Source organism: Pandoraea sp. 64-18, assembly GCF_001899225.1.
Lineage (GTDB): Bacteria > Pseudomonadota > Gammaproteobacteria > Burkholderiales > Burkholderiaceae > Pandoraea > Pandoraea cepalis.
Window position 1 is genome coordinate 349,473 of the sequence record NZ_MKVU01000013.1, and the last position, 20,497, is coordinate 369,969.

Sequence of the window (20,497 nt, forward strand, 5' to 3'; positions counted from 1 at the left end):
TCGGAGATGTGGGACACAACGGCGGCGAAGGCAAAATCGATGCGAGCGCGCATGGGTCAGTAACTCCAGATCGGGCGTACCGGCGACGGCGGCATCGGCACATCACCACGCCGGGCGTCGAAGTGATAGCGCAGGTAGACGAGGAAGCGATTCGGCGCGTAATAGTCCGAACGCTCGAACTGCGCCTGAGCGCCGATCACCCAATGACGGTTGACCCAGTATTCGGCACGCCCGAGAAGCGAAAACCCCACGCCGAAGCCGCCGCCCGAGCCGTACGTCAAGTTGCCGCTGGCCGATTGCAGCGTACCGTCCGTCGGGAAGTACGGCATCGCTTTCTCCTGACTTTGCGAGACGGACACCGACCCGCGCAGGTAATACGACCAGCGCTGTGTGCGGCCGTACCACTCCAGCGGCAGCGTTAGCGACACATAGGTTTGCGGGCTGTAGTAACCGCCATGGCCATAGGTATAGAACCGCTCATTCTGCGCAAAGCTGTCGAAAAACACCGTGACACCGGTGTTCATGCGCATGTCGCGCCGGTAGACGAGCGGCAGGTCGACACCAGCGCGCGCCGACACCTCCGAGTTGTTGAGCACATTCTCGCCGGTCAGTCGCGCCACGCTCGCTTCGCCAAAAATGCCCCACTTCAGGAAGTCGCGCGACGCGTGGAACGTCAGGGCATCGCGCCGCACCCCGCCCCATTTGCCGTCGCCGAAGATCTCGGGCAACGGCAGGTACGACCCGGCGTACGACACCATGCTGCCCGCCATCGGCCGACGCGACGCGTCGACCCAGTAGTGGTAGCGTCCCACGTTGCCGAACAGGCGCACGCCGCCGGTCACATAGGAAATGGGAAAGCCCACGGGCGTATGGCCGACGTCTGCCCGGATCCAGTCGTTCTCATAGCCGAGCATCAGCGCCTGTCCATGTGCCTTCTGACGCTTCGTGCCGTAGTCGCCCAACACACCGGGATTGGCGGCCCGGAACGCGGGCACGTTAAGCAACGGCAGCGTGCCGAACTCCGACGTGCCATTGAGCGGCAAGTCGCCAGCGTCCGCGCTTACGTAGTCGGTCTGGGCGAACACGTGGCCGTCGTAACCGAGCGCGTATTGGCCGTACACCGGCACGGCGCGCGCATTGAACATCGAGATGCCGCCGTCGCCCTTCTTCTCGTCGATTTCATAGCCCGCCGCGACATAGCTGTTACGCCGCGCTTCCAGCGAGTCGATAGCCGACTCGGCCGACGTCATGCCGTCGTAGCCGGGTAGCGCGCCTTGCACGATTTCCTCCTTGCGTGCCTGGTCGTACCATCCCTTCGCCTCGCGATAATGACGCTGCGACTGCGCGATGCGCCCGCGCTGCACGGTCACAGCGGGCGTATCGGGGAATTGCGTGCGCAACGTGTCGTTGAGTGCGATGGCCTCGTCGAAGCGATCCATCGCCGTGAGCCGTCGCACAACGCCCAGCTGTGTCCAGACGTCGCTGGGCGACGCCTCGGCCAGTGCGCGATCGAGTTCGCGGTTGGCCGCCGCGTCGTCCTGCATCTCGTAGAGCACGCGCACGAGCGACAGGCGCGCGTCCTGATCGTTCGGATCCTGGCGAAGCTGCGCTTGCGCGATCTTGCGCGCGTCGTCGAAACGGCGCTCGTCGAAGTACAGATCGCCGAGCATCGACAGCGCGCGTTTGTCGGGCGGTTGACGCGAGAGCAATGGATCGAGCTTCGCGCGCGCGGTCGTGAAATCGCCCAGCGCCCGCGCACGGTCGGCCTCGCGCAGGGCGAGACGATCCTGCAAGTCCTGCCGTTCGGCGCGCTGATCCGCCCCGAGCGTGGCCGGATCGATGCCGGCCAGGAACGTGCCCAGTTCCGCATCGCGTTCCGCCGTATCGAGCAATTCCGCGTAGCGCAGTTGTGCGTCTGGCTGCGGCTTGTCGGCGTGCGCCGCCAGCCAGTCGCGCATGAGCGCCAGCCCCGGCTCGGGCTGTCCCGCCGCCACGCGGGCGCGCGCGACTTCAGCGATCAGTTCCGGGTCGTCGCCAGCCATTGCCAAGGCATCGGCATAGCGCCGCTCGCTCTGCGCGTCGTCGCCGGCGGCATGCGCCTCCCGAGCCAGACGCGCCGTGTCGCGAATCGCGAGCGTCGTCTGCATGCGGCGGATCGACGGCGTGACGTTCGTGACCGGGATCTGCGCAAGTGCGGCACGAGCCCCGACTTCGTCGTCGATGACGTTCAAATAAAGCGCCTGCGCGTACAGCATCTGCGCGCGGTCGTCGGGCGGGAGCGGTTGATGCAGACCCTCGGCCATCACGTCGCGACCGATCTGCGGCAGGCGCAGCTTCCGGTAGAGGGTTGCCAGCGAGTAGCGGGTCCAGGCATTGCCCGGGTCGAGCGCGACGGCGCGCTCCAGGGCCGCGAGCGCCGGGCCGTGATGACCTTGTGCGATCGCGCGCTCGGCGTCGTCGGACAAGGCAGCGGCCTCGGCCTTGTCGAAGCGCGCCTTTTCCTGTGGGAAGCGTCGTCGCAGATCGCCGAGCAGGGTCGCCAGTTCGGCGCGGCGCTCCTGGCGCGAATACAAGGTAATCAGGCCACGCAATGCCGTGTCGTTATCCGGCTCGATCCTCAGCGCCTGCTGGAAGAGCCGCTCGGCATCGTCGTTGCGCTTGTCGTCGAGCGCAATCTCGCCCAACAAAGCCAGACCGTCGGGATTGCGCGGGTCGCTGGCCAGGGCGCTACGCACGAGCCGGTCGGCCTCGGCCAGACGACCGGCGTCGCGCGCGGCGCGCGCCTCGGTCATCGCGCCCCAGAAGCGCGACGTCTGGAGCAGCGCACGCCACTTGTTCGCGTTTCCCGGATCCTTGCGCAGCGCCTGTGAAAACAGCGCTTGCGCCGCCTGATGATCGCCTTGACGCATCTTGACGAGCCCCAGCGAGCCGAGCAGTTCGCCGTCGTTGGGGCGCTTGGCGCGCGCCGCGTCGAGCGACGTCTGCGCGTCGCTCAGCCGCCCCTGATCGAGCGCCTTGATGCCAGCCTGCCTCGCCTGATAAGCGGGATCGTTGAGCATCCGCGTGCGGGCTGCCTGTTGCGCGTTGAGCTTGTCGTACGCCGCGCGGATCTCGGTATCGTTCGGCGAGAGCGCGAGATAGCGCTGATAGAGGGGCAGCCAGGCCAGATTGCCGTCCGCCCGCGACAATCCTTTCTGCCAGAGCGGCAGCAAGGCGTTCAGATCGGCGTCGGGCCGCGCCGCGAGTTCCGCGACCATTCGCGTGCCTGCCAAGCGACTCGCCGGACGGTCGATCATCAACTCGGCCAGCGATTGCGATGCGCGCGAATCGCCAGGCGCGTCCTTCGCGAGCGCTGCCAGCCCCCGTTGCGCCGCGGGCCAGCCGTGGGTGGCATTGGCTTGCGCCCGGTAGTACTCGACGCCAAGATCGCCACTGGGCGGACCGTCGGGAAACAGCGCCTGGTACTGCGCGAAGGCGGCGTCGGCCTGTCCGCTGCGCTGGAGCAGTCGCGCGCGCGCCATGCGGGATTTGTCGACGGTGTTCACGCGGATCACGTCGGCCAGCGCTTGGGTGGCGGGCGCGTTCGGATAGCGCGCCTGCAACGTCTGCAAGGCCTTGCTCGCTTGCTCTGGGTGATTTTCTTCACTCTCGATCTGGCCGAGCAGCGATAGCACGTCAGGTTGCTCCGGTTGCACGAGCAGCGCCTTTTCCAGCGCTGCGCGAGCAAGATCGTTGCGATGACGGGCGTGCCAGAGCGTGGCGCTCGCAAGCAGACGGCTCACGTCGCGATTGGCGGCCACGACATCCGGCTTGCCGCCCTCGCCCGGGCTCGGCGCGGCGCGCGCGGGGACAACACCGGCGGCCATCAGCACACAGGTCAGACACGCGGAGCGAATCACCGTGTTGCGCAAGTCGCCTCCCATGGCACCTGCAACATGCCGTCGGCGGCGAAACGGAAGCGCCCATCGCGCCAGCCGAGACCGAACAACGAGAGCACCGAGCTGTAGTAGCCGGGTGCCGCTTGCGCCTCGAGCGCGCGCGCACGCGTCACTTGCGCCTGCGCTTGCGCGGTATCGCCCACCGCCTGAAGCAGCGGCACAAGGGCCGCCGAAAAACCGGACCCGCCGGATTGACTGGCCGTGCCGTCGCGCGTATCGACCCGTTCGGGCGGCGCACCGTGAGCCGCGACAAACTTCAGCATGCCGCCGAAGGTGTGCATCAATGCGTGAAAGTCATCGCTGCCGGGCGCGAGCATGCCAGCCCATAGGTAGACACGAATCGCGTTGTAGCTGCCCTCGCCCTTCGTGTCCGGATCGATCTCGAAACCGCGGCCCGCACGATACATCGCCCATTCCGGGGCGAATCCCAGCGGTGGCGCCGTCAGCGTGATTTGCTTGAGCGATGACGGGATCAGTTGGGCCCAGCCGCTTTCGGGAAAGCGCCCCGCCAGATAGCGCACCACTTGCATCGGCACATAGCTGGGATTGAGCCGCCACAGATCCTTCGCGGGATGAAAGCCGACCGGCGCCGGCAGCAGCGTGCGCCCGAGACCGGGCACGACATCCGTCTCCTCCGACACAATGCGGCGTGCAACGAGGGCGCCCAGCGCGGTATACCGCCGCACGTTCCACAATCGCCCTGCCTCGCCCAGCGCGTAGGCGATCCACATATCGGCGTCGCTCGCCGGGTTACGGTCGAGCACGCCCCATTGCCCGTCGTCCTTCTTGCCCCAGAGCCATGCGGGCAGGTGAGCGGTCAAATCGCCCTGCGCCAGATTGTTGACGGTCCAGTCGAGCACCTTGTCGAACGTGACGCGATCGTTGGCCATCAGCGCGAAGGTCAGCGCATAGGCCTGACCTTCCGACACCGTGCGCTGATCGTCCATGCTGCGATCGATCACGCGCCCGTCGTCGCTCAAAAAGCCCGCCTTGAAGCGTGTCCAGTCAGGCCAGTCGACCGTGGCACAGGTTCGCAACTTCGTCGTGGTCGTGGGCGCGGCCTTCGCCGGCGCGCTGTGCGCCGGGTGTGTCAATCCGCCGAGCACCGGCAACGCACTGCATGCGGCGAGCGCACGCAGCACGGCACGACGGCGCCGGCCCACACTTTCGGCGCGTGTCATTTACTGCTCCAGACGACGCGCAGCACGCCGCTGCAACCAACCGAAGCACTTGAGCGCAATGGCGAACGCCGCAAGCAGTGCGACGAGCCCCACCAGAATTGGATGGCTTGAAAGGTGATAGCGAATGCGGGTCCACCAGCTCACATCGCCCACGAAGTAAGTCTGGCCAAGGCGGAATGAATCGGCACGATCGCCGCCGAACACCGCGAGATCGCCATGGATCTCCGCCCGTCGGGCGTTGTCGCCGATGGCATCGACCACGCTGAGCAATGCGTCGTCGCTCGACGCATTGATCGCGACCACCGAGCGCGAGCGGGTCACCGGCGACTCGAATCCGATGAGCGCGGCGAGCGGCCCCTTGGACAATGCGTCCATGTGCGCCGGCCCGACAGGGCTTGCCGCAAGCGCCGAGCCTATCGCACCGTCGCCCCGCGAGGCCTGCGGCTGGGCCGTCATGACCCGGCGCGTCTGGTCGATGATCAGCGGCAGATTTTTGCCCCACTTGACCAAGAGGTCAGCCACATCCTGGCCGCCGACCATCAGGAGGTCGCGATCCTTGAAGCGGTCGGTCTGCGTCGTGTCGAGCACTTCGAAGCGATCGGCATAGACGCCAGTCGACCGGCCGAACTGGCCGAGCGTCGAAAAGACGGCTTCGAGCGCCGCGGTGTCCGGCGTCTTCGACATCACGATGGCCGTCTGCGCTAGATCGGCGTACTTCGTGAAGGGGAATCCGCTGCCGACGAAGAAGCTCAGGTTCGGCATCTCGGCGTAGTGCGGCAGGCCGCTGAAATCGATGGTCGAATCGGCGTCGATGGCCGAACGTGCCGCGTGGGTGATCGACTGACTGCACATCCCGTCCTTGTGCGGCTCCATCGCGAACTGAAACGACAGCGAATTGCGCGACGCCACCTGGAACGCGGGGATGCGCACTTCCTTGCGATCGGCCATCGTGCCGTCGGAGAGCAACTCCACGAGCATGTGGCTCTTGTCGATACTGGCGCCCGAGGCGCGAAGACGATAGGCGCGCACGAACTGATCGTTGATCGACACGCTCATCGACGAATCGTCGGGCTTCGCCGGCGGCGTGTAGCGGTACTTCAGATCCATCGGCACGCCCGTGTTCTGCCACGTGAGCAGATCGGCGGGAAGATTGAGGCGGAGACGAATCGGCCACGGCATGTAGCCGCTCGCTTGCAGGTCGCTCGGATTGTCGACCAGTTCGCCGAACTTCACGGGGCGGTCGGTGCGCACCCACCGCGGCGCGTCGTACGCCGCGCGCGGTGGCATCGGCGTGAGCGCGTCGATGCGCATGGCGTCGCCCGACAATGCGGCGCGTCCCGAGACGAGCGCGAGCGCGGCCGTCTCCAGATCCTTGGCGTCGCGGCCCTGCACGACGAGCAATTTGAGCGACGGATCGTCCGGATTCGACATCATGCGCAGGGTCGGGGCATCGACCTTCGGCAAATCGAGTCCCGGGAGCATCGTGTCGTTCGTGACGAACACGATGGCGTGCTTCGACGGCAACGTCTTCACGCTGACAGGGAAGCGCGTACGGCGATAGTCGCCGATGGCGCCCGCCCACGTCGCCACCACACCGGCGGCATGCACCACGGCGAGCGACGGCGGCGCACCGAAGACGAACGGAACGGTCTGGTCCCGGTTGTCGTGACGGTCGAAGAACGGCGCGGGCAGCAAGGCCAGATCATTGCGCAGCGTGAGCGCCTGCGTGCTCGTAACGATCTCGCTCTGCGGACTGATATCCGCCCATAGACTGGAGTGCAACGGATCCTCACACTCCATTGTGTAATGCCCGATCAGCACCAGTCGCACGCGGTTGAAACCCGAGAGCAAGCGGGGGTCGAGTGCAATCTCGCGCACCAGGTTCTTGCCGCCGTCCTGCTTGTTGAACGGCAGCGTGGCGACCAGTTCTTCGTTCAAATATATCTTGAGTTGCGAGAGATCGGGAATCAGCGCGGGCGAATAGGTGTAGCGCAGCCGCAACAGCGCCGAGGCGACCGTCTGATCGAGTCGGATTCCGAAGTTGACGTCGCCCGATCCTTCGGTGCCGCGCAATCGCAGGCCATCGGTCTGGCCCAACTGGGCAAACGTGACGGTGCGCTGGCGGGTACCGGCCGATGCCGCGGCAAGCGCCACGGTGGTCCCTGACGGGTCGGGCGACGCCGCGGCGCCCGACGCTGCGCCCAGCGCGGCGACGCCGCCTGTCGGCAGCGCCATCGGCGCCTTTGCTGCCCGGCTTGCCGCCGGTGCCGCGATCGCCAGGCGAGTGCCCGCAAGGTCCATCGCAGTGGCAGCTAGCAGACAGATGGCGGAGATTTTTTTGTAACGCGACCAAGACGCTCGAAGCTGCATGTGCGATGCCTCATCTGTTCTTGTGCTGCATTATTGCCGCTCTCACATGAGGCTTGCCCAAAGGACCCGACGTCTCACCACGTCGTTGTCCGGCAATCCTAAGATTGCCGGTGTCCGGCGGACCTGCACAGCATGCGTGTCTGACAGCGGTAGATGCGCCATGCTAGCCTGCCTGAGTGAGAGGAATCAAGCGAACTTTGGGCTTCGGTCACTGAAGGCCCGGTGCACCGGCTGACCGGCCGGCAGCGAAATTGCCCTGCTTTCGAGGCACCTATACAATGCCTTGAATGCGCCAGACCGAACCCTCATCCGCCAAGGTCACGTTGCCCATGACAACTGTCACGCCCAACCCGCAAACCGCCGACGCGACGATCGAGCGTCGTTATCCGTCGGATATCGATCGGTTGCGCGAAGTCGTCGGCGTCGATGTGCTGCCGTTCTATCGCGACGAACAAGCGATCGTTGCCAACCGGCAGGCGCGCGAACGCTGGCCGCATCTGGTCGCCTTCGCTGACTCACGCGGCGCTGCATCGACGCTGTCGGCCGCATCGGCGGCGACGACTGTCGCGCCGCGCTCCAGCGCGCGCTGACCTCGCATGCGCGACACCTCGATCGTCGCCGCCTTCGATTTCGACGGCACCATTTCCACCACCGACAGTCTTCGCATCTTCGTGCGCGAGACGGTCGGCACACCGCGCTTCGTGGCTGGGGCCCTGCTCGCTTCGCCGTGGCTGATCGGCGCAGCGCTGCGTGTGGTCGACCGGGGCACCGCGAAGGCCGCGTTCCTGCGCGCGTCGCTGGGTGCACGCACGCGGGCTCAGCTCGAGTACGATGCCAAGCGGTTCATCACGCAGCATTTGCCCCGCCTGCTTCGTCCCGAGATGCTCGCGCGTTTGCGACAGCACCGGGCGATGGGACACCGCATCGTGCTGGTCAGCGCCTCACCCGGCTTGTACTTGCGCCTATGGGCCACCTCGGTCGGTTTCGACGCCGTTCTCAGCACTGAGCTGGCGTATGACGAACTCGGTCGTTTCTCCGGCCAATTTGCCGAGCCGAATTGCTGGGGACCGGAAAAAGTGCGGCGTCTCGAAGCCTGGTGGGCGGCGTCGCCGCCGCGCGTGCTGTTCGTCTATGGCGACAGCCGGGGCGACAAAGAAATGGCCGAGCGCGCCGATTACGCCTGGATCCGTGGTCAGGGCAAGCTCATGCCACTGCCCGATGCCGACGCATCGCGGCAGGCGCCCTGACGACGACGGATCGTCCGCACATGCCCACGACGCCAGAGCCCCGCCGCCGCGTTGCCTGGATGTCGCGGCTGGTGCGACTCGAACCCGTAGCATTCTCCCGATGGGACGCGGTGCATGCCGCGCTCTCCGTTGCCGTGCCCACCGCCATCGGCGCGGCCATCGGTCATGGCGCAGACGCCTCGCTCATCGCGCTCGGCGCGCTGCCCGCCATCGTCGGCGACCGAACCGGCCCCTATCACACGCGGGCACGCTCCATATTGCTGACCGTCGCCACCGGCGTCATGGGCTTCTACACCGGCATGCTCATCCACGACCTCGGCATGTCGCACCCGTGGGCCGCGCATGGGCTGCTGCAAGCGGCGATCCTGCTGCTCAGCTTCATCGGCACATTCGGCAACGTCGCGTCGGCGGCGACCTTGCAGGGCGCCGTATACCTGATCGTCGGCTGGGGCCTGGCCCTTCCACCGCCCGAATGGCGCGCGCCGCTGCTGCTTGCGGCGGGCGGGGTGTTCAGCGTGCTGCTCATGGCCGTTCACTGGCTGCGGCACCCGGGCGCCGCCGAGCGCGACGCCGTCGCCGCGATCTATCAGCAACTGGCCAACGTACTCGACGCGAGCGGTACGCCGCGCGTCAGGCTCGCGCGCCGCTCGCTCGAGAACGCCATTGCCGCGGCCTACGACACGCTGTTGAGCGCGCGCGCGAGCACAGCGGGCGGGTGGGGAGTGCTTGAGCGCCGGGCTGCCCAGATTCTGGCGGCCGAGCCCATCACCTCGGCCGTCATCGGCCTTGCGCAGGGTGGCAGGCCGCTTCCCGCACCACTCGGACGCGCGTTGTACGGCATTGCCCGGCGCATTGCGCGCGATCGGCAGCTCGACGTGGCGGCCACCGTGGCGGTGGCAAAAGACAACCACGCGCCGGCGCTCGCGGCGGCGTTGCATCGCGCCGAACCGTTACTCACTGGCACCGTGCATGCGGCCGAAGCGCCCCTGGTTGCCTTGGCGCGTCATCGGGCGCGTGCCACGCCCGGACGGCAATGGATACCGAAGTGGCCGTGGCCCGACGTATGGCGGTACTTGCTGCGAATTGGCTTGTGCGTGCTGGCCGCGCAGATCTTCATTGCGCTCACGGCACTGCCGCGGTCGTATTGGGTGCCGCTCATCGTCGTGGTCATCTTCAAGCCGAACTATGGCTCCGTGTTCGCCCGTGCGTTGCAGAGCGGCGTGGGCAGTATCGTTGGCGTTGCCGTCTCGGCGGCCGTCGTCGCCATCGACCGGAACGGGTGGGTCAGTCTTGCCGTGCTCGTCCCGCTGGCGGCGTGTCTGCCGTGGGCGTTGCGGCGCAATTACGGGTTATTCAGCGCCTTGTTGCTACCGATACTGATGTTGGTGATGGGCGCATTGCAGCCGGGCAGTCAGGGCATTGCATTTGCGCGGTTCATCGATGCCGTGGCGGCGTGCGCGATCGTGTTGCTCGTGGGGTATTTACCGTGGGCCAAGTGGGAGCGGCATCAACTCGACGAGCGCGTTGCCAATGCGCTCGATGCGCTGGGTCGATATGCGGCGCTTGCCGACACGCAAGATGTCGATGCAGCGTTTGGTGCTCGGCGGGTGGCCTACAAAGCGCTCGACGACGCGCGTATTGCGTTACAGCGGGCGTTGTCCGAACCGCCGATGGTGAGTCGTCGGGCGGCGCGCTGGTGGCCGGCGCTAGTGGCCTTGGAGCGTGTGGCCAATGCCATTACGGACATCGTTCCCCGAGCGGGGGCGCATGACGCGCAGGTCAATCCGGGGGCGGCGGTGCTCACGCGGATGGCGGCGGCGATTCGGCATGGTGGGTTGGGGCCGGCGATGCCGTCGGCGTTGGCAGCGGGAATAGATCCGGGGTTGGACGAGGCGTTGCGCGCGGCCATTGGCGTGTTGTTTGGCGATGCGAAAAAGGCGGGCTGAACGGCATGTTGGCGGCGACCGGGCGACACTGATTCCGGTCGGAGGGGAGACAACGCAGGCATAATGCGGGCTTCCGGCGCATCCTGAGGGAAGTGAAGAAGACGGACCGGAGCCCCTTTCTGCAGCGAGTTGGGTTTATGTTTGAGAGGCGGAAAGGGGCTCCGGTCCGTCTGGGGCGGGCTTCCCGACAGAGGTTGATCTCCCGACAGAGACAGGCTCCCCGTCAGAGGGGGGGGCGTCCCGCCCAAGCTTCCGTGCGCCGCCACGCTATTCAGAAGACATCGCATGAACACTACCCCGACGCTAGCCTGGACCGAAGACGGTCGCCCCGTGACTGCACGCTGGCGTTCCGAAGCTGGCGTAACGCCGCCGCACCGAGTGGAAGTCGTTGACGACACCGTGACGGCAGACGAGGCCTATCATCTTGCCTGTGGCGGAACGGCCTTGCTGTACCGAGGCGACTACCAGAATGCGCGTCAGTTGCTGCAGGCGATGGCGCGGCGGGTAGATCGTCCGCCGCATCGTCCGCGCCGCAAGCCCGCGGCCAAGGGCGAGGCAGCCCTCGCCAGCCCGGCCGACGCCTTCCACAAGTATCGGATGGCGCAAGCGCAGCGTGCCCGCATCCTTGGCATGGTGCTGATACCGCTGGACGCTGACTATGGCATTCCGTTGCGCCGCGCGCCGGACGTTCGCGAGGCGTGCGCCGAAGCTTGGGGCGCGCCGGACACCACCCCCTCGGTGGCATCGCTGCGCGAAATCCTCGGCTTGATCGGGGCCCATGAATGGCGCAAGAAGGGTGTGCCGATTGCGGCGTTGGCCGCGTCGATTCACCCCTGGTACGGCGTGTATTCACCCATACGTGGCGAGTATCTTCAACTGATCGATCAGGCGCCGCTGCCGGCCAAGACCCTGGCGTTCGACATTGGCACAGGCACCGGCGTGATTGCCGCGGTGCTTGCCCGTCGCGGCGTGCAGCAGGTCGTCGGTACGGAGCGCGATGCCCGTGCCCTGGCGTGTGCACGCGAAAACATTTCGCGGCTTGGTTTCGATCGCGCCGTGAAGATCGTCGATGCCGACCTGTTTCCCGAGGGCAAGGCACCGCTGATCGTCTGCAACCCGCCGTGGGTGCCGGCCAAGGCAAACGCACCCATCGAGCATGCAATCTACGATCCGGACAGCCAGATGCTCAAGGGCTTTCTGAACGGCCTCGCCGCCCACCTGAGTCCCGGCGGCGAAGGCTGGCTGGTACTGTCCGACCTGGCGGAACATCTGGGCTTGCGCACGCGCGAGACCTTGCTCTCGTGGATTCACGGCGCTGGCCTGGTGGTGCTCGCGCGTCACGACGTGCGCCCGCACCATCCCAAGGCCAGCGACGCGAACGATCCGCTGCATGCGGCACGCGCCGCCGAAGTGACCTCGCTGTGGCGTCTCGGCGTTCGTCCGGCTTGAGGGTCGGCGATCTCGGTTGACGCTCGGTTGACGTGGACCACGCCCGGCGGCCACCCCGGCACCGGGCTCGCGCGATATCAGCGCTGGGCCTGAAGATAGGCCGCGGCGCCGTCGCCCGCTACACACGCGCTCGCAAAGCACGCCGTGAGCAGATAGCCGCCGGTGGGCGCTTCCCAATCGAGCATCTCCCCGGCGCAAAACACGCCGGGCAAAGTCTTCACCATCAAGCGCGCGTCCAGCGCTTCCAGCGCGACACCCCCGGCACTGCTGATGACCTCGGCAATCGGCCGCGTGCGCAACAGCGTCAATGGCAAACGCTTGATGCCGGCGGCCAGCGCCGCCGGGTCGTCGAACGCCTCACGCGGCAAACACTCGCGCAGCAACGCCGACTTCACGCCCGCGAGCCCCAGGCGACTCTGCAGATGGCTCGCCATCGAGCGCGAGCCTCGCGGCCGGCCCACTTCCTCGGCGACACGCTCGAGACCCCAGTCCGGCAACAGATCCAGATAGACCTGCGTGCTGCCCTCGGCACGAATCGCATCGCGAATAGGGGCGCACAACGCATACACCAGACTGCCTTCGATGCCCTGCGCCGAGATCACGAACTCGCCTTTGCGCGTCGTGCCGTCCCGTAAAGTCATCGTGACCGATTTCACCGGATGGCCCGCGAACCGCTCGCGCATGTGCGGCGTCCAGTCCGACTCGAAGCCCGCATTGGCCGGCAACAGCGGTGCGACCGCCACGCCATGATCGCGTAGCCACGTCACCCAGGCGGCGTCCGAGCCCAGTTGCGGCCAACTCGCGCCGCCCAGCGTCAGCACCACAGCCCTCGCCCGCACGCGGCGCTCGCCCCCGGGCGTTGCAAACCGCAAATCGTCCGGGCCGGCCGACGCCCGGGCGTCCCAGCCCAGCCAGCGATGCCGCACATGCAGCCTCGCGCCCGCCGCGCGCAAACGGGTAAGCCATGCCCGCAACAGCGGTGCCGCTTTCATGTCAACGGGAAAAACGCGACCGGAACTGCCGATAAAGGTATCGATGCCCAGCCGATGGGCCCATGAGCGCACATCGTCCGCGCTGAACCGGCGCAACCACTGTGCCACTGCGGCCGCACGTTTGCCGTACCGGGCCACGAACGGCTCCGCAGGCTCGCTGTGCGTGAGATTCATACCGCCCTTGCCGGCCATGAGGAACTTGCGCCCGACCGACGGCATGGAGTCGTACACATCGACGCGCCACCCCGCCGCCGACAGCACCTCGGCCACCATGAGACCCGCGGGGCCCGCCCCGATCACGGCCACGTCGATCGTCTCGGCGGGAGCAAGGGTCGAAGTGTCAGACGGCGAGAGAGAAGCGCTGGATGGGGGCATGCTTGGAAATGATGTCGCGAAATCACGGCTGTCGCACCATGCCGGGCGGGCGCAGGATACTCGCAGGCGCGGCGGCGAAGGCCGCTATTGTCCCACAGCACCGACAAGACCGTCCGTGCTTTGGCGTTACAATCGCCCCCCATTCATGCTTCCCCCTGGAGTCGCGCATGTCGTCAGCCGATCCCACGTCGATCGGACGCACCGCTTACGCAAGTTTTGCCGAGCGCTACGCCGAGATTGCCGTGACTAAACCGCATAACGCCCTTTACGAGCGCCCTGCCACGCGCCACCTGCTCGGCAGCGTCGGCGGCCTGCATGTTCTCGATGCCGGCTGCGGCCCGGGTATCAACAGTGCGTGGCTCGCCGAGCAAGGCGCGACGGTACACGGCATCGACGTCACACCGGAGATGATCGCGCTGGCGAGAAAGCGCTGCGAAGGACTCGCGGCAACGTTCGACGTTCAGGACCTGGGCGCGCCGTTCTCCTCGTTGACCGACCACCGCTTCGACGCCATCGTCAGCGCCCTCGCACTCGATTACGTGGAAAACCTCGGACCGGCGTTTCGCGAGTTCGCGCGGGTTGCCAAGCCCGGCGCGACGCTCGTCTGGTCGATGGGGCATCCGATGCGCGACTGGCTTGACGAGCGCACCCGGCGCAACCGCCCCTACTTCGACGTCACGCGATTTGGCATGTACTGGAGCGGCTTCGGGGAGCCGAAGCCCTATGTGGAGTCATACCGGCGACCGCTCGCGGGCATTCTGAATGCCGCGGCAGACGCCGGCTGGCAACTCGAGCGCATGGTCGAACCGCTGCCGTTGCCGGAGATGGCCAGCGTCGACCCAAGGCTTTACCGCGAACTCTCGCAAGCGCCCGCCTTCCTTTGCCTGCGCGCACGCCTGACCAAACCGGCGGGCTGAAATGCCCGCGGCGATGCGTCTGGCGACGCGTCACGTCACGACTCGTCGCGCGCCCCCCAGGGAATAAGCATCGTGGCCGTGCACGTCGCCCCCACCAACACCGCGGCCACGCCGTAGCGCGACACCTCCGGCAGGTTGAACAGCAGGCCATGAATCGTGGCGAATATGCCTCCGAGCGTCACAAATGCGGCGATGGAGGCAATCACGACGCGGGTATCGGAACACATACGGCACCTCGCAACGAGACCACGCGCGTTGCGAAGCGTTTCATGCGGGGAAATCGGCCCGACCCGGAACGTGCCCGGCCAGAGCTGCGCGACTTTCGGCTGACTTCGACGGCGTCCCTCACTTAACAGTGTAGAACGCGGCGAACCAAACGGTTAACCCGACTCAGGGCTTGCGCTGGGTATCCTTGGAATCGCGCTCGTCGTCGCTCGGCCAGGGCGTGAGCATCGCCACGATAAACAGAATACCGAACAGCACCGTCACCACGCCGCCCTTCATGACGTGCGTTTGGTCGTAGAGCAGACCGTGGATGGTGGCGAACGCACCGGCCAGCGTCATGAAGGCCGCGATCGAGGCGATGACGACGCGAAATTCCGAACCCATAGCGACTCCTGATCGTGATCGACGAGGGTGCCGCTGACGTAACCTCTCAAGCAGCAACGTCAGCTTACGCCGATCAGTGCGGCTCGCCTATTGCGTCGCATGACGAAACGTTCGCGGGTTTGACGCGAATCAAGTCGACCAAGAAAAGTCTTCCCTCGGCGGGACGTCGGAGGTGAACGACGGTGTGCGTCGCTCAGCGCCGGGCGGCTTGCCGCCTGGCTTCGCGTACCCAGCGAAAGTGCCCGCTGCGTAACAATACGGGGCCCGAAAGCCCCATCGTCAGATATTCACGCGTGAGTGCGTGAATATCCGTTCGCCCGTGTTCGAAGGCGTGCAACAAATCGTCCGCGCGCGCCGAGTAGGCGCCGAAATGATCCTCCAGGGCTTCGGCCGACACGGCGCAATCGATCGGCCGACCATTGACGACAACCGCGAATTCAATCGTCAGATCTTCATAGTTGAATACGGGACGGTGATCCGGAAACTCGATTTGCATGGCTGCACCCCCGGCTGACGAATGGACGCGTTCGACGCATCGGCTGATACGTTGCATCCAGCATAGTGCATCGCCGAACAATCCGTGAGTCGCATCGCTTATCGGTGCGTCATTGGCGATTGGACCAGGTGCCGCGCGCCCATCATCGCATCCATCACGCGAGAAAGTTTACGCAATCAATTGATTTGTATAAACAATTACCCATTCACGCCCTCTCTATGCTCGAGAAATTCGACGAATCCGGTGATGAACACGGTCAGTTGCTGACGAACGGCGTCGTCCTGGAGCTTCCCGTCGGCATCGATGACCTTGTTCGCGTGCGACACCATCAGGCGCCCCTGCCACCAGGGCGTGGTCTGCAGCGTGCGCAACACCGGCATCCATGCGTTCTGGCTCAGAATCGTGCCGAAGCCGCCGGGCGATGCCCCCATGACCGCCACGGGCTTGTCACGGAACACTCGCGCACTATCGGCAGGTGGCCGCGATAGCCAGTCGAGCGCATTCTTGAACACGCCCGGCATGCCGTTGTTGTACTCCGGGGTTGCGAGCAACAAGCCGTCGGCTTGTGCGATGGCGTCCTTCAGCGAGGCGACGGCGGCTGGAATTCCCTCGCTTTCTTCCACATCGCCGTCATATAGCGGAATGCCATGCAATGTGCGGATGTCCAGCGTGACGCCGGCGGGCGCCACCGCCTTCGCCGCCGCCAGCAACGCCGTGTTGTATGAGCCCTTGCGCAGGCTGCCGGACAAACCAATGATCGTCGTCATCGCGTCGACTCCCGATGGCGCTTACGCGCCGCGTTGAAATGAATAAAGACTACCCAGGTCGAGCAATTGCGTGAGGTCGTCGAGGGCGCTGCGGCTCTCGTCGAGCAGGGCCGGGTCGGCAAGATCGCCCACGGCCAGCCGGTCACGATAGTGGCGCTTCACCCATTCGGTGAGCGTGGCGTACCGTGCGTCGTCGATCCAGAGCCCCGGGTGGGTCGCCTTGCGCTCGTCGTCGGTCAACACCACACGCAGACGCAGGCATGCCGGTCCGCCGCCGTTGCGCATGCTCTCGCGCAAGTCGAACACGTGCAACTCGCGAATCGAACCCCCACTGGCCACCAGCGATTCGAGAAAGCGCCACACGGCCGGGCGCTCACGGCACTCCTGCGGCACCACGAGCGACATCCCGCCGCCCGCCGCGGGTGCCCGCGCAAGTAACTGGCTGTTGAAAAGATAGCTGCCGACGGTGTCCTCGATCGAGACGTCGTCCGTGCCGACCTCCACCACCTCCAGCGAGGTGCCCCGGGCCGCCAGCCGCTCGCGAAGCGTCGCCAGCACCGCCGCCTGATCGACGAACGCGCGAGCATGGCAGAACAGCACGTTGCCATTGCCCACGGCGATCACATCGTTATGGAAGACGCCAGCGTCGATGGCGTCGGGATGCTGCTGTGCGAACACTACGTCGTCTGCCGCCAGCCCGTGCAGACGGGCAATCGCCTGACTCGCCTGCAGCGTCTGGCGTGCAGGGAACCGACGCGGTGCCGGCGCGTTCGCCAGATCGTCTCGTCCGTAGACGAAGAACTCGACCCCGCGCTCCCCGTAGGCCCCGCACAGCCGCGTATGGTTCGCCGCGCCCTCGTCGCCCAGGGACGGCCAGCCCGGCAGGGCGTCGTGATGCGCAAAGCGGGCTTCGTCCGGGAACGCAGTACGCAGCACGCGTGACGTCGTGTCGTGCTCGAACGCGCGATGCAACTTGCTGCACAAATTGGCCGCCGTGAAATGCACCCGGCCGTCAGCCGTGTCCGCCGAGGGGCTGACGGTGGCGGCGTTGGCCGTCCACATGCTCGCGGCCGAACTTGCCGCACCTAGCACCTCGGGCGCCGTGCGAGCCGCCTCGCGTATGACCGCCCGGTCGTCGCCTGAGAAGCCAAGCGTGCGCAACAAGGCAACCGACGGACGCTCTTGCGGCGGCAAGACGCCCTGGGCGTAGCCCAGATCGGCCAACGCCTTCATCTTGGCCAGCCCTTGCAGCGCCGCCTCGCGCGGATTCGATACGCGATTGGCGTTGTTTGCAGAGGCAACGTTGCCGAACGACAACCCCGCATAATTATGCGTGGGGCCAACCAGTCCATCGAAGTTGGCTTCGAGGGCAAAACGCGTCATATCCATTCCTGGGAAAGCGGAAAAAAAGTCGAGATAGAAAGATCAGCACGCGGCAAAGTCCAGGCCCGGACCGAGGTGCTCGGGCAGGATCACCCGCGGGGCCTCCATCGACGCTATCGGGTAGGCACAATAATCGGCCGCGTACCACGCACTGGGACGGTGGTTGCCGGACTCGCCGATGCCCCCGAACGGCGCCGCCCCGGCCGCGCCCGTCGTCGGCCGGTTCCAATTGACGATGCCCGCGCGGATCTCGGCGAGAAACTGTTCGTAACGCGCGGGATCGTCGGACACCAGACCGGCCGCCAGCCCATAGCGCGTGCGATTCGCCAGCGCGATGGCCTCGTCGAACGTGTCGTAGCGCAGCACCTGAAGCAATGGGCCGAAATACTCTTCGTCGGGTAGCGCATCGCGCGCGGCCAGCGACGTTACGTCGATCAGCCCCGGCGTGAGCAATGCCGAGCGACCGTCCGGCTGGGCGAGTGGAAGGATCGAGCGGGCGCCAAGCGTCATCAGGTCGGCCTGAGCCGCCGTCATGCGACGCGCCGCCTGAAGCGACACCACCGCGCCCATGAATGGCTGCGGATCGGCATCGTAGCGTCCGACGACGATGCGTTGCGTCACCCACGCCAGTCGTTCGATGAACGCGTCGCCGTGCGGCCCACGCGGCACGAGCAAGCGTCGGGCACAGGTGCAACGTTGCCCGGCTGAGAGGAAAGCGGACTGAACCGTCACATGGACGGCCGCGTCGATATCGGCTGGCGCATCGACGATCAGCGGATTGTTGCCGCCCATCTCGAGCGCGAGGAGCTTGTCGGGACGCCCTGCGAAGTGTCGATGCAGGGCGCGGCCCGTGGCGGAACTGCCGGTGAAACACAGCCCGTCGATACCGTCGTGCGCGGCGAGCGCCGCCCCTGTCTCGCGCCCGCCCTGCACGAGGTTCAATACCCCTGGCGGCAGGCCCGCTTCGATCCAGCACCGCATCGTTCGTTCGGCCACGCCGGGCGCCAGTTCGCTGGGCTTGAAGACGACGCTGTTGCCCGCGAGTAGCGCCGGCACGATATGCCCGTTAGGGAGATGCCCGGGAAAATTGTACGGTCCGAAAACGGCCATCACGCCATGCGCCCGATGGCGCACGACGCTCTGCCCGTCCGCCACGGCACTGCGTCGCTCGCCCGTGCGCTCCTGGTAGGCTTTTGCCGAATGCGTGACCTTCGCGGCCATCGTCGCCACTTCGGTGCGCGCTTCCCACAGGGGCTTGCCGGTCTCTCGACCGATGGCGTCGGCAAGCGTTTCGATTTGCGCGGTCACGATCGCCGCGAAGCGCTGCAACACGGCCAGTCGCTCGTCGACACTTCGACGCGCCCAATCGCGCTGTACACGACGCGCGGCCTGGACGGCGGCGTCGACATCGGCCGCATCCGCCGCATGGCCCTGCCACACGACATCGCCCGACATGGGATCGAGCGCGCGGAATTCCGCCCCGTTGGCAGTGCGCCAGACACCTTCGACGTACAGATCGGTCATGAACGGCAATCCCCAAGGCCACGCTCGATGGAACGGCGTGCGATGCGGATCATGATGACACGGATTCGACCGCCGGAACAATGTGCGCATGCCGGACGGACCGGCAAAACCGCATGTACAGGGCGTTGCCCTGCATGGGCGACGTGATACACCGAACCGGCCAACGACGCGCATAAAATACGAGTCTGCATTTCTGGAGATCCTTCATGATGACCGACGCCAATCGTTCGGCCCTGCGCCACTGGCTAAGCGACGTGCGCGAATCGCACGACAGTGTCCCCAGCGAAGGTATCGAGCCCTGTGGCGTACGCTGGCAACGCCACGCTGAAGGGGTGCTCGAACTGACACCCGCCGACGCGGACCAGGTCACCGGCACGCTCGACGCGCGTGGCGGTCAACGCTTCGACGCCATCCTCTCGTGCGGGATTCACGGCGATGAAACCGCCCCGATCGAGATCGTTGACGGCATTCTGCGCGACATTGCCGACGGCCGCCTGACGTTGCGCGAGCGTGTGCTCGTCGTACTTGGCAACCCGGACGCCGTACGTGCCGGCAAGCGTTATCTCGAATACGACCTGAACCGGCTGTTCCAGGGCGCTCACGCCAAGCGTGCGGAGTCGCCCGCCGTGCAGCGCGCGCGTGAACTCGAAGTGATCGTGGCGCAGTTCTTCGCCGAGACGCGCGACGCACGCCGCCTGCGTCGGCACGTGGACATGCACACGGCGATTCGCGCGTCACTCTTCCCCCGCTTCGCGGTGGTGCCGAGTCCGCCGCAGCGTCCAGCAAGCGACGACTGGATCGAGACACTTGCCGCGGCCGATATCGAAGCGGTGATGTTGACCGAGCAGCCGTCCGTCACGTTCTCGTATTACACCTGTGCGAACTTCGGCGCCGAGAGCTGCACGCTCGAGCTGGGAAAAGTCGCGCCTTTCGGGCAAAACCGTCTTGACGATTTTGCCGGCATCGACGCCGCCCTGCGCCGTTGGTTGTCCGGCGCGCAGATGGGCAAGCGCGATGACGGCAAGGTGCCGCGCGCCCGACGCTTTCGCGTGGCCGCCGAGATCGTGCGCCGCACGGACGCATTCGTGCTCGACGTCCCGGCCGACACACCGAACTTCACACCCTACGTGGCCGGCACCGTGCTGGCGCGCGACGGCGAGACCACCTATACGGTTTCGCATCCGGAGGAACGCATCGTGTTCCCCAATCCCGATGTCGCGAACGGACTGCGTGCCGGGGTCATGGTCGTGCCCGATGCGTAACGTGTGACGCAAAGCACGGTCAATGCCTGATCGCGCATCGC

The 20,497-nt window shown here is 66.2% G+C and carries 16 protein-coding genes; 6 read left to right on the forward strand and 10 right to left on the reverse strand.

What is annotated here, in order from left to right; all coding sequences use genetic code 11:
* Positions 1–56: 56 nt before the first annotated feature.
* The 3 genes from BGP02_RS12565 to bcsB are packed head-to-tail and all read right to left on the reverse strand — an operon-like array spanning position 57 to position 7,354.
* The gene (locus BGP02_RS12565) at positions 57–3,923 is read right to left on the reverse strand and encodes a cellulose synthase subunit BcsC-related outer membrane protein (RefSeq protein WP_286798635.1); all 3,867 of its coding nucleotides are present in this window, start codon (positions 3,921–3,923) and stop codon (positions 57–59) included.
* Entirely contained in the window at positions 3,896–5,119 is a 1,224-nt protein-coding gene (bcsZ, locus tag BGP02_RS12570) for a cellulose synthase complex periplasmic endoglucanase BcsZ (RefSeq protein ID WP_017232217.1), read from the reverse strand. Before bcsZ ends, BGP02_RS12565 begins: the two co-directional genes overlap by 28 nt.
* Positions 5,120–7,354: a cellulose biosynthesis cyclic di-GMP-binding regulatory protein BcsB gene (bcsB, locus tag BGP02_RS12575; RefSeq protein WP_286798636.1), complete on the reverse strand. Its 2,235-nt coding sequence runs from the start codon at positions 7,352–7,354 to the stop codon at positions 5,120–5,122. It lies immediately after the preceding gene.
* A gap of 464 nt (positions 7,355–7,818) precedes the next feature.
* On the opposite strand from bcsB, the gene BGP02_RS12580 reads away from it, so the two are divergent.
* From BGP02_RS12580 to BGP02_RS12595, 4 genes are all read left to right on the forward strand, one after another.
* Complete coding sequence (locus BGP02_RS12580; protein ID WP_157211349.1) at positions 7,819–8,079, forward strand: hypothetical protein; 261 nt, start codon at positions 7,819–7,821, stop codon at positions 8,077–8,079.
* A gap of 6 nt (positions 8,080–8,085) precedes the next feature.
* Complete coding sequence (locus tag BGP02_RS12585; RefSeq protein WP_017232220.1) at positions 8,086–8,736, forward strand: HAD-IB family hydrolase; 651 nt, start codon at positions 8,086–8,088, stop codon at positions 8,734–8,736.
* A 20-nt stretch (positions 8,737–8,756) separates the two neighbouring features.
* Positions 8,757–10,682 carry an FUSC family protein gene (locus tag BGP02_RS12590; RefSeq protein WP_083902191.1) on the forward strand — a complete coding sequence of 642 codons (1,926 nt, stop codon included), beginning with the start codon at positions 8,757–8,759 and terminating at the stop codon, positions 10,680–10,682.
* Between the two features lie 285 nt (positions 10,683–10,967).
* The gene (locus BGP02_RS12595; protein WP_026131653.1) at positions 10,968–12,131 is read left to right on the forward strand and encodes a methyltransferase; all 1,164 of its coding nucleotides are present in this window, start codon (positions 10,968–10,970) and stop codon (positions 12,129–12,131) included.
* A gap of 77 nt (positions 12,132–12,208) precedes the next feature.
* On the opposite strand, the gene BGP02_RS12600 is transcribed toward BGP02_RS12595, so the two are convergent.
* Positions 12,209–13,429 (reverse strand): TIGR03862 family flavoprotein, encoded by a 1,221-nt coding sequence (locus BGP02_RS12600; RefSeq protein WP_286798637.1) that lies wholly within the window; start codon positions 13,427–13,429, stop codon positions 12,209–12,211.
* Positions 13,430–13,665: 236 nt separating this feature from the next.
* On the opposite strand from BGP02_RS12600, the gene BGP02_RS12605 reads away from it, so the two are divergent.
* Positions 13,666–14,415, forward strand: a complete 750-nt coding sequence (locus BGP02_RS12605) for a class I SAM-dependent methyltransferase (protein ID WP_261938509.1) — start codon at positions 13,666–13,668, stop codon at positions 14,413–14,415.
* A gap of 35 nt (positions 14,416–14,450) precedes the next feature.
* Here the strand turns inward: BGP02_RS12605 and BGP02_RS12610 are convergent, their stop codons facing one another.
* From BGP02_RS12610 to astD, 6 genes are all read right to left on the reverse strand, one after another.
* On the reverse strand, positions 14,451–14,642 hold the full coding sequence (locus BGP02_RS12610; protein WP_017232225.1) for a DUF2964 family protein: 192 nt from the start codon (positions 14,640–14,642) through the stop codon (positions 14,451–14,453).
* A 163-nt stretch (positions 14,643–14,805) separates the two neighbouring features.
* On the reverse strand, positions 14,806–15,024 hold the full coding sequence (locus BGP02_RS12615) for a DUF2964 family protein (RefSeq protein WP_017232226.1): 219 nt from the start codon (positions 15,022–15,024) through the stop codon (positions 14,806–14,808).
* Between the two features lie 193 nt (positions 15,025–15,217).
* Complete coding sequence (locus BGP02_RS12620) at positions 15,218–15,577, reverse strand: DUF1488 family protein (protein WP_327198093.1); 360 nt, start codon at positions 15,575–15,577, stop codon at positions 15,218–15,220.
* A 140-nt stretch (positions 15,578–15,717) separates the two neighbouring features.
* On the reverse strand, positions 15,718–16,287 hold the full coding sequence (locus tag BGP02_RS12625) for an NADPH-dependent FMN reductase (protein WP_017232228.1): 570 nt from the start codon (positions 16,285–16,287) through the stop codon (positions 15,718–15,720).
* A gap of 21 nt (positions 16,288–16,308) precedes the next feature.
* Positions 16,309–17,670 carry an N-succinylarginine dihydrolase gene (gene astB / locus BGP02_RS12630; protein ID WP_017232229.1) on the reverse strand — a complete coding sequence of 454 codons (1,362 nt, stop codon included), beginning with the start codon at positions 17,668–17,670 and terminating at the stop codon, positions 16,309–16,311.
* Between the two features lie 42 nt (positions 17,671–17,712).
* Positions 17,713–19,194 (reverse strand): succinylglutamate-semialdehyde dehydrogenase, encoded by a 1,482-nt coding sequence (gene astD, locus BGP02_RS12635; protein WP_261938507.1) that lies wholly within the window; start codon positions 19,192–19,194, stop codon positions 17,713–17,715.
* Positions 19,195–19,400: 206 nt separating this feature from the next.
* Between astD and astE the strand changes: the two genes are divergently transcribed.
* A complete protein-coding gene (gene astE / locus BGP02_RS12640) occupies positions 19,401–20,456 on the forward strand; it encodes a succinylglutamate desuccinylase (protein ID WP_017232231.1) in 1,056 nt (351 codons plus the stop codon).
* The last annotated feature ends 41 nt before the right edge of the window (positions 20,457–20,497 follow it).

What these genes read in the sequence shown, in the direction of transcription:
- bcsB (WP_286798636.1), bottom strand. Translation starts at nt 7,354, where the DNA reads ATGGCGCTGCCGACAGGCGGCGTCGCCGCGCTGGGCGCAGCGTCGGGC.
- BGP02_RS12585 (WP_017232220.1), top strand. Translation starts at nt 8,086, where the DNA reads ATGCGCGACACCTCGATCGTCGCCGCCTTCGATTTCGACGGCACCATT.
- BGP02_RS12590 (WP_083902191.1), top strand. Translation starts at nt 8,757, where the DNA reads ATGCCCACGACGCCAGAGCCCCGCCGCCGCGTTGCCTGGATGTCGCGG.
- astB (WP_017232229.1), bottom strand. Translation starts at nt 17,670, where the DNA reads ATGACGCGTTTTGCCCTCGAAGCCAACTTCGATGGACTGGTTGGCCCC.
- BGP02_RS12615 (WP_017232226.1), bottom strand. Translation starts at nt 15,024, where the DNA reads ATGGGTTCGGAATTTCGCGTCGTCATCGCCTCGATCGCGGCCTTCATG.
- astE (WP_017232231.1), top strand. Translation starts at nt 19,401, where the DNA reads ATGATGACCGACGCCAATCGTTCGGCCCTGCGCCACTGGCTAAGCGAC.
- BGP02_RS12580 (WP_157211349.1), top strand. Translation starts at nt 7,819, where the DNA reads ATGACAACTGTCACGCCCAACCCGCAAACCGCCGACGCGACGATCGAG.
- BGP02_RS12610 (WP_017232225.1), bottom strand. Translation starts at nt 14,642, where the DNA reads ATGTGTTCCGATACCCGCGTCGTGATTGCCTCCATCGCCGCATTTGTG.
- astD (WP_261938507.1), bottom strand. Translation starts at nt 19,194, where the DNA reads ATGACCGATCTGTACGTCGAAGGTGTCTGGCGCACTGCCAACGGGGCG.
- BGP02_RS12620 (WP_327198093.1), bottom strand. Translation starts at nt 15,577, where the DNA reads ATGCAACGTATCAGCCGATGCGTCGAACGCGTCCATTCGTCAGCCGGG.
- BGP02_RS12565 (WP_286798635.1), bottom strand. Translation starts at nt 3,923, where the DNA reads ATGGGAGGCGACTTGCGCAACACGGTGATTCGCTCCGCGTGTCTGACC.
- BGP02_RS12595 (WP_026131653.1), top strand. Translation starts at nt 10,968, where the DNA reads ATGAACACTACCCCGACGCTAGCCTGGACCGAAGACGGTCGCCCCGTG.
- bcsZ (WP_017232217.1), bottom strand. Translation starts at nt 5,119, where the DNA reads ATGACACGCGCCGAAAGTGTGGGCCGGCGCCGTCGTGCCGTGCTGCGT.
- BGP02_RS12625 (WP_017232228.1), bottom strand. Translation starts at nt 16,287, where the DNA reads ATGACGACGATCATTGGTTTGTCCGGCAGCCTGCGCAAGGGCTCATAC.
- BGP02_RS12605 (WP_261938509.1), top strand. Translation starts at nt 13,666, where the DNA reads ATGTCGTCAGCCGATCCCACGTCGATCGGACGCACCGCTTACGCAAGT.